The sequence below is a fragment of the Monashia sp. HAY1-2A genome (genome assembly GCF_056755315.1).
Genome location: NZ_JBNDHY010000704.1, coordinates 1 through 242, shown reverse-complemented (window position 1 = coordinate 242; position 242 = coordinate 1). Strand labels below are relative to the sequence as shown.

1 protein-coding gene is annotated in these 242 nt (G+C 69.0%); it reads left to right on the top strand.

Annotated features, from left to right (window positions below; genetic code table 11):
- A partial coding sequence (locus ACPYOM_RS23620) for an aminotransferase class I/II-fold pyridoxal phosphate-dependent enzyme (protein ID WP_481347848.1) occupies positions 1 to 242 on the top strand: 242 nt, incomplete at both ends.

The window sequence follows — 242 nt, the reverse complement described above, 5'->3', positions numbered from 1 at the left end:
CGCTCGAGGCCGCGCGCGCAGCGCTGGCCGACGGCAGGATCGGCTATACCGACGCGCTCGGCACCGCGCGGCTGAAAAGCGCGCTTTCCTTGCACTACCGCGACCGGCACGGGCTTGACGTCAATCCCATGCGGATCGCCGTCACCACCGGCTCCTCGGCGGGCTTCAATCTTGCGTTCCTTTCGCTTTTCGATGCCGGCGATGCCGTGGCGATCGCGAGGCCCGGCTATCCGGCCTACCGC